The 11430-nt window shown below is 34.2% G+C and carries 15 protein-coding genes; 11 read left to right on the plus strand and 4 right to left on the minus strand.

Translation table 11 applies throughout. From position 1 onward, the window contains the following. Positions 1–55: 55 nt before the first annotated feature. Positions 56–1054 (minus strand): phospholipase A, encoded by a 999-nt coding sequence (locus CVULP_RS03160; protein ID WP_099462182.1) that lies wholly within the window; start codon positions 1052–1054, stop codon positions 56–58. Further along, a complete protein-coding gene (locus tag CVULP_RS03165) occupies positions 1051–1623 on the minus strand; it encodes a molybdenum cofactor guanylyltransferase (protein WP_099462181.1) in 573 nt (190 codons plus the stop codon). Before CVULP_RS03165 ends, CVULP_RS03160 begins: the two co-directional genes overlap by 4 nt. 64 nt (positions 1624–1687) lie before the next feature. On the opposite strand from CVULP_RS03165, the gene CVULP_RS03170 reads away from it, so the two are divergent. Genes CVULP_RS03170 through CVULP_RS03220 form a run of 11 tightly spaced genes read left to right on the plus strand, consistent with a single transcriptional unit; the run spans position 1688 to position 10501 of the window. After that, positions 1688–2998: an NFACT family protein gene (locus CVULP_RS03170; RefSeq protein ID WP_099462207.1), complete on the plus strand. Its 1311-nt coding sequence runs from the start codon at positions 1688–1690 to the stop codon at positions 2996–2998. Positions 2999–3000: 2 nt separating this feature from the next. Then, the gene (locus CVULP_RS03175; protein WP_099462179.1) at positions 3001–3378 is read left to right on the plus strand and encodes a hypothetical protein; all 378 of its coding nucleotides are present in this window, start codon (positions 3001–3003) and stop codon (positions 3376–3378) included. A gap of 11 nt (positions 3379–3389) precedes the next feature. Continuing rightward, entirely contained in the window at positions 3390–4118 is a 729-nt protein-coding gene (locus CVULP_RS03180; protein WP_213243384.1) for a phosphatidate cytidylyltransferase, read from the plus strand. Next, positions 4115–5200: a 1-deoxy-D-xylulose-5-phosphate reductoisomerase gene (dxr, locus tag CVULP_RS03185; RefSeq protein WP_099462245.1), complete on the plus strand. Its 1086-nt coding sequence runs from the start codon at positions 4115–4117 to the stop codon at positions 5198–5200. Before CVULP_RS03180 ends, dxr begins: the two co-directional genes overlap by 4 nt. Next, entirely contained in the window at positions 5175–6563 is a 1389-nt protein-coding gene (pgp1, locus tag CVULP_RS03190; protein WP_099462243.1) for a peptidoglycan D,L-carboxypeptidase Pgp1, read from the plus strand. Before dxr ends, pgp1 begins: the two co-directional genes overlap by 26 nt. After that, entirely contained in the window at positions 6560–7567 is a 1008-nt protein-coding gene (gene tsaD, locus CVULP_RS03195) for a tRNA (adenosine(37)-N6)-threonylcarbamoyltransferase complex transferase subunit TsaD (RefSeq protein ID WP_099507085.1), read from the plus strand. Before pgp1 ends, tsaD begins: the two co-directional genes overlap by 4 nt. A 9-nt stretch (positions 7568–7576) precedes the next feature. Next, a complete protein-coding gene (locus tag CVULP_RS03200; RefSeq protein ID WP_099462239.1) occupies positions 7577–8089 on the plus strand; it encodes a prepilin-type N-terminal cleavage/methylation domain-containing protein in 513 nt (170 codons plus the stop codon). Then, positions 8086–8700: a DUF2920 family protein gene (locus tag CVULP_RS03205; protein ID WP_265575625.1), complete on the plus strand. Its 615-nt coding sequence runs from the start codon at positions 8086–8088 to the stop codon at positions 8698–8700. The genes CVULP_RS03200 and CVULP_RS03205 overlap by 4 nt, the downstream gene beginning before the upstream one ends. Beyond that, positions 8661–9323: a DUF2920 family protein gene (locus CVULP_RS03210; protein ID WP_265575627.1), complete on the plus strand. Its 663-nt coding sequence runs from the start codon at positions 8661–8663 to the stop codon at positions 9321–9323. Before CVULP_RS03205 ends, CVULP_RS03210 begins: the two co-directional genes overlap by 40 nt. Next, positions 9313–9870 (plus strand): DUF2920 family protein, encoded by a 558-nt coding sequence (locus CVULP_RS03215; protein WP_265415687.1) that lies wholly within the window; start codon positions 9313–9315, stop codon positions 9868–9870. Before CVULP_RS03210 ends, CVULP_RS03215 begins: the two co-directional genes overlap by 11 nt. Next, entirely contained in the window at positions 9827–10501 is a 675-nt protein-coding gene (locus tag CVULP_RS03220; RefSeq protein ID WP_265415688.1) for a DUF2920 family protein, read from the plus strand. The genes CVULP_RS03215 and CVULP_RS03220 overlap by 44 nt, the downstream gene beginning before the upstream one ends. Here CVULP_RS03220 and CVULP_RS03225 read toward each other — a convergent pair. Together CVULP_RS03225 and CVULP_RS03230 are read right to left on the minus strand one after the other, a co-directional pair. Next, positions 10488–10781, minus strand: coding sequence for a hypothetical protein (locus CVULP_RS03225; protein ID WP_099507081.1), 294 nt, complete (start codon positions 10779–10781; stop codon positions 10488–10490). The two genes, CVULP_RS03220 and CVULP_RS03225, sit on opposite strands and share 14 nt — an antisense overlap. Beyond that, complete coding sequence (locus tag CVULP_RS03230) at positions 10781–11377, minus strand: MBL fold metallo-hydrolase (RefSeq protein WP_099507080.1); 597 nt, start codon at positions 11375–11377, stop codon at positions 10781–10783. The genes CVULP_RS03225 and CVULP_RS03230 overlap by 1 nt, the downstream gene beginning before the upstream one ends. Positions 11378–11430 lie beyond the last annotated feature (53 nt).

Here is an 11430-nt window from a genome sequence, read left to right on the forward strand (position 1 = left end):
CTTAATTCGCTAAAAACACTAGAATTTAGGGCGGATAAATTTTTTTCTAAAAACATTAGTAAGAGATTAAAAAGCCCGTAGAAATACGCTCTAAGCGTTTGTTATAGTCAATGAGACTATCGCCATAGCCGTTAAAATACTGCACATAATAATAAATGCCATTGTCAAAAATGTCATAACCTATATCCACTTGCACTGCACCTTTGTTGCGAGAGAAATTAAGATTATTTCTTAGCATTGCATTAAGAAAAAAATCGTCCCCCAAATAGCCCAAATTCACATCAAAATTTCCCATATAATGCTCCATAGCAGGATTATCATCCTCTCCGCCGTCCTCGTTAATTCTATACCAAATTCTAGGAACAATTAAAAATCTTTTATATAAAAAAGTCGTGGAGGCGTAAAGTCTGTTCCAAGAGCGTGATTGCTCGTGGTCATCGTCCTTGCCATTGCTTTCGTGTAAAAATCCTAATCTAAGATTATTAAAATGATCATAGCCGTCAAAATGGATAGGAAAATCGACAAAAAATTCAGGCTGGTAGCTATTTTCCCTAAAAGGAGAAGAGTGCTTGTAAAGCTGCCATAGTGAAGTTTGCGTGTAGCCTAAGTAGTATTTTTCATCAAGTCCTAATAAATTTTCAAAAAGGCGTTTTTTGAGACTGATTTGAAATTTGACTTCATTTTTAGAGCCACTTAAGTCGTGATTGGTGTGTGAAAAGGGTAAAAAATAATTCATCTTATAAGAGCTAATGCCAAGTGGATTAAAGGAATTTTCATCTCCTAAATAATTTGCTAGAGCGATTTGAGAAAAATTATCCTTTTGGCGTTTTTGATTTTTTGGAGTTTGAGTGCTTTTTGCCTCATTTTGTTTTGCTAAAATTTCGGTGGAATTTGGCGTTTGGGTTAAAATGGGCGTTTGATTTTGCAGGGCTAGTTTTTTATAAATTTGCATAGCTCTTTTGTAATCGCCTTTTTTTTCATACTCTAAAGCCTTACTTAAATCATCTGCCAAGCATAAGGAAAAAAGACTGAAAATAAGAAAAAATTTTTTCATAAACACTCGCTTTGATACTTTAAAAACTCATCATAATAGTTTAGATTCAAAAAAGGCTCTTCGCTTTCAAAAGGCACAAATTTGCTTGGCACTTTATCAAATAATAGTCCTATTTTTTGCTCATTTTTTTCAAGCATTTCTTTACATAAGGGTGCTAAAGATGAGTGGTAAAAGCCACAGAGACTATGTTTATAAAGCCTAGTTTGCGGGATAATGATTTTATAATTTTGTTTTAAAAAGGGCGTTAAATTTTCTAATTCTTCCCCAGAAAAGCGGACAAAATCCACAGCTAAAATAAACACAAATTCATCTTTAAAATGTTTCAAAATAGAATAAAGTGCAAGCATAGGGGAGTGAATTTGAAAGCCTTTATCATCTTTGATGATATCTGTTTTAAAGTCGAATTTTTCATCTTTACTAGAGAGATAGACCTTTTTAAAAAGTGGAGTAAGCTTTTCATAAGCATTTTGAGCGAGGCTTTTTTGTCCTATTTGAAGTAGGCTTTTATCTCTTCCCATACGAGAAGACCTACCTCCGCACAAAATTACCGCATTTAAAAGCGAACTCATCTTAATCCTTAATAAAAAATGGCGAATTCTAGCATAAATTTCCAAAATATCTTATAATTTGGTTATGAAATATACAGAATTAGTGCAAATTTGCGAATTTTTAAAGCAGTATAAGAGGCTTGATTTTATTAGAAGAATTGATGATAATGTTTTGTGTCTTAGTTTTGATAAGGTGTATTATGTTTTTGATTTAAATAAAAATGAAAGCGGAATTTACACAGCAAATTTAAAGATGAAAAGCTACAACGCTCCTTTTGATTATGCGCTTAAAAAATACTTTAGCAATGCTTTAATTAAAGAATTGAAAGTGCTTGAAAATAACCGCATTTTATGTTTAAAAGTGGAGCTTAACAAATCTTATAAAAGCTATGAAAGTGTGATTTATTTTGAATTCACAGGTAAAAATACAAATGCGATTATCACAGATAGTAAAGGCTTAATTTTAGAGGCTTTAAGGCATATAGATAAAAGCTATCGTCAAGTAAAGCCTAATTTAATGCTTTTAGAGCTAAAGCCCTTTAAAATGGATACAAATTTCGTTAAAATCGAGGATTTTAAGGCGTATTTTGAGGAAAAATTTCACGCTTTATACTCTAAAAAATTTTTGCAAATTCAAGGAGTAAAATTAATTCTTTTGCAAGGTAAAATTGAAAAATTAAAGAATCGTTTAAATGCCTTAGAAAGTGAAGAGGATTTACTTTTAATGGCGATGAAGCTCAGTCAAAAAGCGGATATTTTATTTGCAAATTTAAGCGTTTTAAAGGAATATGAAAGGAATTTTAAACTTTTAGATTTTGAGGGAAAAGAAGTGGAATTTGTGCTTGAAAATAGTCCTAAAATGAGTGCAAATCTTTATTATAAATTGGCAAAAAAACTCAAACAAAAGGCTAAAAATATCTGTTTGCAAAGAGAAAATCTGGAGGAAAAATTAGAATTCTTATTTGCTTTAAAAAAAATGGTTCAAAATTGTCAAAGTTTGTTTGAGCTTGAAATTTTACTCCCTAAAAAAAGCAAAAAAGAACTTGTAAAAAAAGATGAAAATGAACTAGGAATTGCAAGTTTTTATTATAAAGAATTTAAAATTTGTGTGGGTAAAAATGAAAAGGGTAATATTTATTTGCTAAAAAACACTAAAAAAAATGATGTGTGGTTACATATCAAAGATGTGCCAAGCTCACACACTTTCATTATACACAATAAACAAAATATTAGCCAAGAGGTGCTAGAATTTGCCGCGAAACTTTGCGTAAGCTTTTCTAAGCTAAACCCCGGGAGTGTTTTGGTCGATTATACAACAAGGAATTTTGTCAAAATAAGAGAAAAGGCTTTTGTTAATTATACAAATTATAAAACCCTTAGCGTTTTAAAGGAGTGAAAATGCCCGTAAGTCCCATAGGAAATATGAATTACATCAATCAAAATATGGCTTATCCGGCGACTCAAATGAGTAATGAGCTTGCTAAAGAGGGCTTTGCGGCAAATTTAAATTTAAGTGAGTTTAGCGAAAAGGAAAAAACAATAGAAAAATTAGAAAAAGTCGCTAAAAGCCACGAGGTCGATGAGGAGATTAAAGAAAAAGCTGACGAGGAAGAAAAGAAGAAAAAACACGAAGAAAATGAAAAAGAGGACGAGGAAAACGGCGAAGAGCAGGATTTAGAGGAAGTGGAGGAGAGTGGGGATTTAGAAAAATTAGATGAGGAAGATGCATTGTTTAAAAACGCACAAAAAATCCCCCACATTGATATTAGTATTTAAAAGGAAAATGTATGTTTGATACGACAAGGATAATATCTGGCTTTGTGATGATAGCGGCTGTTATCATCATCGCTTTGATTGATGTTTTTTGGATTAATTTTGTGGTGTTTGGACTTTTGCTTTATTTTGCTTTTGATGAGGCAAAAAAGCTTTTTGATGTGTCTAATGCCTCTTTTATCCCTGTCTTTTTAGCTTTTTTGCTAGGAAGTTATTATGAAAAAGCCTTGTTTTTTGGGCTTTTTCTTGTGATTTTGGTCGTGGGATATTTATCTTATAAAAAGGCGGAAAATTTAAGATTAAGCTTGATTTATCTTTATCCTACTTTGCCTATTTTGACTCTTTGGCAGGTGTATTTAAACGAGGGTATGATTACGCTTTTTTTGCTAATTTTACTTGTTGTATTGTGTGATAGCGGGGCGTATTTTATCGGTAAAATGTTGGGTAAAACGCCTTTTTCACAAACTAGCCCTAATAAAACCTTAGAGGGCGTTATAGGCGGTGTGCTTTGTGCTGTTGTGGGTGGGGGGCTAGTAGGCATTATTATGGGGGGATTTTGGCTGTGGATTGTGATTAGTTTTTTTGTGGCTGTTTTGGCTGTGATAGGAGATTTGATAGAAAGCTATTTTAAAAGGGTGGCAAATTTAAAAGATAGCGGAGATTTAATCCCCGGACACGGAGGCATTTTAGATAGAATTGATGCTGTGATGATAGCCTCTTTTGCTATGGTTGTGCTTTTATGATAGTTTTTGGAAGCACGGGAAGTATAGGGGTTAATGCCCTAAAACTTGCCATTTTGAAAAATTTACACATTAGTGCTTTGGCGTGTGGGGGGAATATTAAGCTTTTAAATAAACAAATTGAGCGTTTTAAGCCTGAATTTGTTTGCATTAAAGAGGCAAAAGATAGGCATTTAGTTAAACATAAAAATGTTTTTGTGGGTCAAGAGGGGCTTGAGAGAATTTTAGAACTTAGTAGTGATACCCTTTTGCTAAATGCTATTGTCGGTTTTGCAGGGCTTAAAAGCACACTAAAAGCTCATAAACTTAATAAAAAAATCGCCTTGGCAAATAAAGAAAGTTTAGTTGTGGCGGGGGAATTTTTAAAGGGAGCAAATCTTATCCCTGTGGATAGTGAGCATTCTGCCCTAAACGCTTTGCTTAAAGAGAGACAAAATGTCAAAAAGCTTTATGTCTGTGCGAGTGGAGGGGCGTTTTTTAAATTGAAAACAAAAGATTTAAAAAGCGTCAAGCCAAGTGATGCGTTAAAGCACCCTAACTGGTCTATGGGTTCTAAAATCACCATCGATAGCGCAACGATGGCAAATAAGCTTTTTGAAATTATCGAGGCTTATCATCTTTTTAACATTAAAGAAATTGACGCTTTTATCGAGCCTAAATCCTTGTTGCACGCTCTTTGTGAATTTCAAAATGGTGCTACAAGTGCGTATTTTTCTAAGCCTGATATGAAACTAGCAATCGCTGAAGCTATTTTTGACACGCACGAATTTGAAATTTTGCCTCCGCTTGATTTTGTTAAACTTTCTCATTTAAAATTCCACAAAATTAGTCTTAAAAAATATTCGCTTTTTACTCTTAAAAATGCTCTCTTAAATAATCCAAATTTGGGGGTCATCATCAATGCGGCAAATGAAGTGATGGTTGAGAAATTTTTAAAGCAAAAATGCGAATTTTTAGACATTTCAAAAGGTGTTTTTAAAACTTTAGATCATTTTGGAGAGCCTAAAATAAGAGAACTTGAAGAAGTGTTTGAGTATGATAGAAAGGTAAGGGAATATTGTGAAAATTTTAGCTTTATTGTTTAGTTTTATTGTGAGTATTTTTGCTCTTGAATTTAGCGTGGGGGAAAATGGCACGAGCAGTGAAAATAATAATACTATTTTAATTCTTGGCGGTATGCAAGGCGATGAGCCGGGTGGCTTTCATGCGGCTAGTTTGCTCCTTAGTGATTATAATATTACTAAAGGCAAGATTATCGTGGCTCCAAATTTAGCTTTTGAGAGCATTATTAAGCGAAGTCGGGGTGTGAGTGGGGATTTAAACCGCAAATTCGCAGAGATTAATCCTAAAGACCCTGATTTTGAAACGGTGCAAAGGATTAAAAGCCTCATTTTAAAGCCTGAAGTAAGTATGGTAATTAATCTTCACGATGGCTGGGGTTTTTATCGTCCTACTTATGAAAATGAGCTTAAAAACCCTAAGCGTTGGGGAAATTCAAGTGTGATTGATACTAAAGAAATTAATGCTAGTGCTTATCATAATTTAGAAAGCATTGCAAAGCAGACGGTTGAAAGTGTCAATGCTTCTTTGGCTGACCCTAGACATAAATATTTTCTTAAGAACACCAAAACAGAAGAGCTAAACGATACGGAAATGCTTAAAGCCCTCACTTATTTTGTGATTTCAAATCAAAAAGCCGCCTTTGCCAATGAAGCGAGCAAGAATTTACCTGTGCATTTAAGAGCTTATTATCATCTTTTAGCGGTGGAAAATTATCTTAAAACAGCTGGGCTTGAGTGGGAAAGAAGCTTTGAGCTGAGTCCTGATGGTGTGTATGGAGCTATTAATAGAGAGATTGAAGTTAAGCTTTTTGATGATAAAATTTTGCTTTATCTTAAAAATCCTAGAAAAAGTATGAATTATATCCCCTTTCCTGTCAATAAAGAGTTAAACTATCAAACAAGTAACGAGCTAACCGCTGTGGTTGCGGAGAATAATCATTTTTTTATCCAGTATGGCAATCGCTTTCAAAGCCGAATTTATCCAGAATATTTAGAATTTAGCGATGCCTTTGAAGAGGTGGATTTTATCATCGATGGAAATGAGACTTCCGTGCCTTTTGCAACTAGAGTTAAGGTTAAGAAGGAATTTGTAATACCAAAAATTCAAAATGTGCGTGTTAATATCATAGGTTTTGATCATTCAAAAGATGAAAGTAATATCATCGTAACAAAAAATAAAATGAAAACTCAATATGCCCTTGATGATGCAGGTAAGATTTATAGGGTGGAATTTTATGAATTACGCGGAGCAAATTTACAGCAACTTCTCGAATATCAAAAAGGCACTAAGATCATTAAAAACGCTAAAATGCCAGACATCAATACACTTAAAGAGGCGGCGAGAAAAGATAAGTTTTTAGGCTCTGTTTTGGTAGAATTTGAATGAAAAATTGCATTTTAGCCATAGAAAGTTCGTGTGATGATAGCTCTATAGCTATCCTTGATAAAGACAATTTTAATTGCCTTTTTCATAAAAAAATTTCACAAGAAAAAGAGCATTCTCATTATGGTGGGGTTGTCCCTGAACTAGCCGCTAGACTTCATAGTGAAGCTTTGCCTAAAATTTTGCAGCAGTGTAAGAGCTATTTTGATAAACTTTGTGCCATAGCCGTTACAAATGAACCGGGGCTTAGTGTGAGTTTAGTGGGAGGTATTGCTATGGCTAAAAGCTTAGCTTTAGCCCTTGATGTGCCGCTTATTGCTATTAATCACTTAAAAGGACATATTTACTCACTTTTTTTGGAGCAAAAAGAGGAGTATGATATGGGCATTTTGCTAGTGAGTGGCGGACATACTATGGTTTTGAAAGTCGATGAGAAGGGCTTTTTAGAAATCTTAGCAAAAAGCAATGATGATAGCTTTGGCGAGAGTTTTGATAAGGTAGCTAAAATGATGAATTTGGGCTATCCGGGTGGGGTTGTGATAGAAAATTTGGCAAAAAAAGCAAGGATAAAAAATTTCCATTTTTCTGTGCCTATGATTCACTCAAAAGAACTTAACTTTTCTTTTTCGGGACTTAAAAATCAAACAAGACTTGAGCTTACAAAACATCAACATTTAGATGAAAATACTAAAAGTGAGATAGCTTATGCCTTTGAGGAGGCGGCTTGTTTGCACATTATTGATAAGTGTCGTAAAATTTTTACCAAACATCGTTTTAAAAAATTTGGAGTCGTGGGGGGGGCGAGTGCAAATTTGAATTTAAGAGGGCGTTTGCAAACACTTTGTGAGGAATTTGAGTGCGAGTTAAAATTAGCTCCGCTTGAATTTTGTGCTGATAATGCCCTAATGATAGCAAGAGCGGCGATCAGTGCATATGAAAGAGGTGAATTTGTGGGTGTAAATGAGGATATTTTAAGCCCCAAAAACACAAATTTAGCAAGACTTTAGGGAGAAATGATGAATAAGGCTTTTACGATTTTAGAACTTGTTTTTGTGATTATAATACTTGGAATTTTAGCAGCCATTGCCCTACCAAAACTCAGCTCTAGTAAAGATGAGGCGGAGCTTAGCAAGGCTTTAAATAATCTTAGAACTTTCATCAACGATGTAAGCATTTACGCTCTTAAAAATGACAAACTTGCAAATACTAAACTTCTTAGCAATGTTAGCGGTATAGAGGAAGTGGATTTGTCGCGTAATTTGAGCGATGTGGCGTTTAAGGTAGGAGAAGATGAAAGGTGTGTGGAATTTGTCTTCGTGCAAGGAGCCAGTTTTGTTTTGATGGGAATTTCTAGCAATGATAATGTCAAAAATGCCATTAAAGCGGTGGCAAATGGAGCTGATGAGAGTGTTTTAAATAATGCCGATTTTACAAGCCTCTCTCAAAATAAAGCTTGCGTGGCTTTAAGTAAGAGTGAGAGCTTTAAGGCTTTGGCAAATAAAACCTATTTATTGTTAGGCACGAGATGATAGTTTTCAAAAGTCTTAAAATCAATTCAACCGATGATGTAGAGCTTGGCATTAAAAGAAAATCTAAGTTGGAATTTAAGCTAAGTTATGATGATGAAAAGGAGATTGAGGCGATTTTGGTGCTGATACAAGGCACGGGAGATGATGCGAATAATTCTTTTTTAAAGATTATTATGCAAAGCCTAGCTAAAAAGTATAATGCTGCTATCATTAGTCCAAATTATTTTGGAATTCATAACCGCCCTCAAACAGGTGCGAAGCCTTATTTTGACGAGCTTGATAAAAAGATTATGTATGAGCTTTGTGAAAGCCTTAATATCGCTTTAGATGAGGAAATTTTTCAAACAAATTCCCCTGAAAAAATTTTAGAAAAACTTAATATCCACATAGCCTATAAAAAGTCAAAAGGTGATTTAAAGCAAGATTATGCGGCGATTATGCATTGCAGTTTAGATCCTTTAAATGATGAGTATCAAAACTGGGGCATTATGCCTGCTATGGATATTATCAATGCCATTTTACATCTTAAGAAAAATCCGCCCTTTAAGACAGGGGGGGGAGTTTGCGTGTTGTGGTATCAGGGGGTTCTTATGGAGGATATTTGGCGTTAATGTGTGCTAAGATAGCGCCTTGGCTTATTGATGGTGTGATTGATAATTCAGGCTCTGGGCTATTTTCGTGGAGAATGATAGGCTTTGGCAAGGAGCTTGATTTTAAAACATATTGTGGTTGTGGTGCTAGGATAGGCGATGTGCATTTTTTGCTGAGTGATAAGACTTTTTGGACTCTTGATGCACACTCTGCTTATTTCTTTTCACAATCAAGAAGTGATATAAGATATATCCTTAATCCTACGCACCTAGAAACTTTAGCCAAATTTAATCATATTATCTTTGTAAGTTATCATTCTAAAAATGACACTTTTTTAGCCCCTTATACTGAAAAAGTCGAGCTTTTTGAGCTTTTAAAAAAGCTTAAATTTGACGCACATTTGCATTTGATACAAGATGAAAGCGAGATTGATGGTAAATTTATTAAAAATTTAGAACACGGACTAGGAATTCCTTTTAAAGCCTTGATTAATAAAGAATTCCCGCCGCTTTTAGAAAAAATCAAAAAGCAAAAGAAAAAGTCCCGTGAAAAAAGCGTCAGTTATACTTGCTATGATTTGATTTATCATTTTAGTGAGAAAAATCATAAGATGAAACTAGAAATTGAGTATTATGATAGATAGAAGTTTTTTTATTGATTCTTGTGATGATGTGGAGCTTAATATCAAAAGAAGTTCAAAGCTAGAATATCGCATTAGCTATGATGAAACCAAGCCCATAAGGGCGATTTTTGTTATAGTAGGAGGCTTTGGCTCTAGTGCGGATACTAGGATGCTTGATTTTACAAGGCGTCAATTTGCTTTGCGTTTTGGTGTTTTGGCGATGAATGTTTTTTATCACGGCTTTTGTTGCCGTGTTTCAAGCGAGGAAGCTTATAGTGCTAAATATAGCATAGAAAAAGAAGATGTTGAAAATATCAAAAAAGTCCTTGCAAAATTAAATTTGCCCTATCATTCAAATTTGCCACATAATGCCTATTATTTCTTACTTGAAGATATGATGAAAAAGCAAAAAGAAGCAGGACTTTATACGCAAAATGCTTTTTTAAAAGGACTAAGTTATACTATTTTGCCGACAAATGATGAGTATCAAAACTATCTTTTAATGCCAGCACTTGATCACATTAATGCCCTTAAGCATTTATTTAAAACTCACGGGGGGGGGGGGTAAGCTACCCATCATTTATGCAGGTGGGTGTTACGGCTCACAAATCGCTCATTTAATCGCTAAAATCGCTCCGCATTATACGCAAGGCGTGATTGATGTCGCTTGTGCGGTTTTACCAAGAAAGCAAATGTTTATGCGAACGGCGGAGGGGGAGTTTTATTTTTACACCCAGCATTTAGAAATATCTTGTCATACAAAAAGTTTTTGGACACCACATAATTTTAGCAAAGCTGCATTTAGCATAAGAAATCTTTTAGAATTAAAACACTTGCAAATTCAAAGTGAGCTTAGTAAGGACTGCATTTTTGTAAGCTATCACTCGCAAAAAGATGAGTTTAAAACCGCCGATGAGAAAGAAAGGCTTTATAAGACTTATGTGGATTTAGGTTTTGATGCGAGTTTGCATTTAGTAAAAGATAAAAATGATATTGATGGTAAGCTCATAAGGGGTTTAAAGCACGATGGAATTTCAAATGAAAGAGTGTTTAAAAAAGAATTGCCACTCATTTTAGAAAAGCTTGAGGGAAAAGACTTTCAAAGGGAGGAGAAATCCCTTAGCTTTCCAAGCGATGATAAAATTTATCATTTTAAAGATACAAAAGATAAATACGAGCTTAAAATCACTCCCCTTTAAGCCTCCAGCCCACATAAGCACAAAGCAAAGAAAGCACGAAAAGTGCATCGAGTTTTAAGTTACTAAAACCTATAAAGCTTAAAGAAGTCGCACTATATAAAAAGCCTCCCATAGCACTATACATACAAATCATACTTAAAGAGCCATTTTCAGCCATTTTCTTACAAGGGCAGAGGCGGTAGAATTTTTTATCGTTCGTTTTGGCTTTTTTTTGAAATTTCAAGCCTAAAAGTCCAAAAATAATCAAAAATGCAAAATAATAAATCAGCAAAGTATCCATTAAAAATACCTTAGCCAAGTTGGCAAATGCTCTTGTTCTTCTTTAAGTGTCGTTTTTACGCCGTGTCCGGGCAAAAGCGTGTAGTTTTCTTTATAAGTTAAAATTTTTTCTAAACTTTGTTTCATTAAAAGAGCGTTAGAATAGGGAAAATCCCATCGCCCTATACTTCTATAAAATAAAAAATCCCCACTAAACATCACGCCTTCTCCCACAACTTCTATCATACAGCAGCCCGGTGTATGACCGGGGAGAAAGTGGAATTTAAAAACGCTATCAAAAAGCTCTAGAGCCTCTTTATTTTCAATCAAAACATCGGCTTTATGCTTTTCAAAACCCTGATTAAAGGGATCTTCTAAAAAAAAGGCATCATTTTTATGGATATAAAGAGGGATATTAAATTCCTTTTTTATTGCCACATTGTCCCAAATGTGGTCAAAATGTCCGTGAGTGTTAAGTATAGCTAAAGGATTTTTAGCATTTTCTTTTACAAATTTTAAAGCTCCCACACCCGGATCAATGATAAATTCGCCTTTTTTTGTGCTTAAAATGTAACAATTTGTCTCATAAGCCCCACAAGCTTGTTTATAAATTTGCATTTTTTTCCTTATTTTTTCAAAATTATAACCTTTTTTCTTTACAAATTGAAATG

The sequence above is a fragment of the Campylobacter vulpis genome (assembly GCF_014217995.1).
Taxonomy (GTDB): domain Bacteria; phylum Campylobacterota; class Campylobacteria; order Campylobacterales; family Campylobacteraceae; genus Campylobacter_D; species Campylobacter_D vulpis.

Excerpts from the sequence above, each read along its gene's own strand:
- CVULP_RS03160 (WP_099462182.1), bottom strand. The coding sequence starts at position 1,054 with ATGAAAAAATTTTTTCTTATTTTCAGTCTTTTTTCCTTATGCTTGGCA.
- CVULP_RS03165 (WP_099462181.1), bottom strand. The coding sequence starts at position 1,623 with ATGAGTTCGCTTTTAAATGCGGTAATTTTGTGCGGAGGTAGGTCTTCT.
- CVULP_RS03170 (WP_099462207.1), top strand. The coding sequence starts at position 1,688 with ATGAAATATACAGAATTAGTGCAAATTTGCGAATTTTTAAAGCAGTAT.
- CVULP_RS03175 (WP_099462179.1), top strand. The coding sequence starts at position 3,001 with ATGCCCGTAAGTCCCATAGGAAATATGAATTACATCAATCAAAATATG.
- CVULP_RS03180 (WP_213243384.1), top strand. The coding sequence starts at position 3,390 with ATGTTTGATACGACAAGGATAATATCTGGCTTTGTGATGATAGCGGCT.
- dxr (WP_099462245.1), top strand. The coding sequence starts at position 4,115 with ATGATAGTTTTTGGAAGCACGGGAAGTATAGGGGTTAATGCCCTAAAA.
- tsaD (WP_099507085.1), top strand. The coding sequence starts at position 6,560 with ATGAAAAATTGCATTTTAGCCATAGAAAGTTCGTGTGATGATAGCTCT.
- CVULP_RS03200 (WP_099462239.1), top strand. The coding sequence starts at position 7,577 with ATGAATAAGGCTTTTACGATTTTAGAACTTGTTTTTGTGATTATAATA.
- CVULP_RS03205 (WP_265575625.1), top strand. The coding sequence starts at position 8,086 with ATGATAGTTTTCAAAAGTCTTAAAATCAATTCAACCGATGATGTAGAG.
- CVULP_RS03215 (WP_265415687.1), top strand. The coding sequence starts at position 9,313 with ATGATAGATAGAAGTTTTTTTATTGATTCTTGTGATGATGTGGAGCTT.
- CVULP_RS03220 (WP_265415688.1), top strand. The coding sequence starts at position 9,827 with ATGCCCTTAAGCATTTATTTAAAACTCACGGGGGGGGGGGGTAAGCTA.
- CVULP_RS03225 (WP_099507081.1), bottom strand. The coding sequence starts at position 10,781 with ATGGATACTTTGCTGATTTATTATTTTGCATTTTTGATTATTTTTGGA.
- CVULP_RS03230 (WP_099507080.1), bottom strand. The coding sequence starts at position 11,377 with ATGCAAATTTATAAACAAGCTTGTGGGGCTTATGAGACAAATTGTTAC.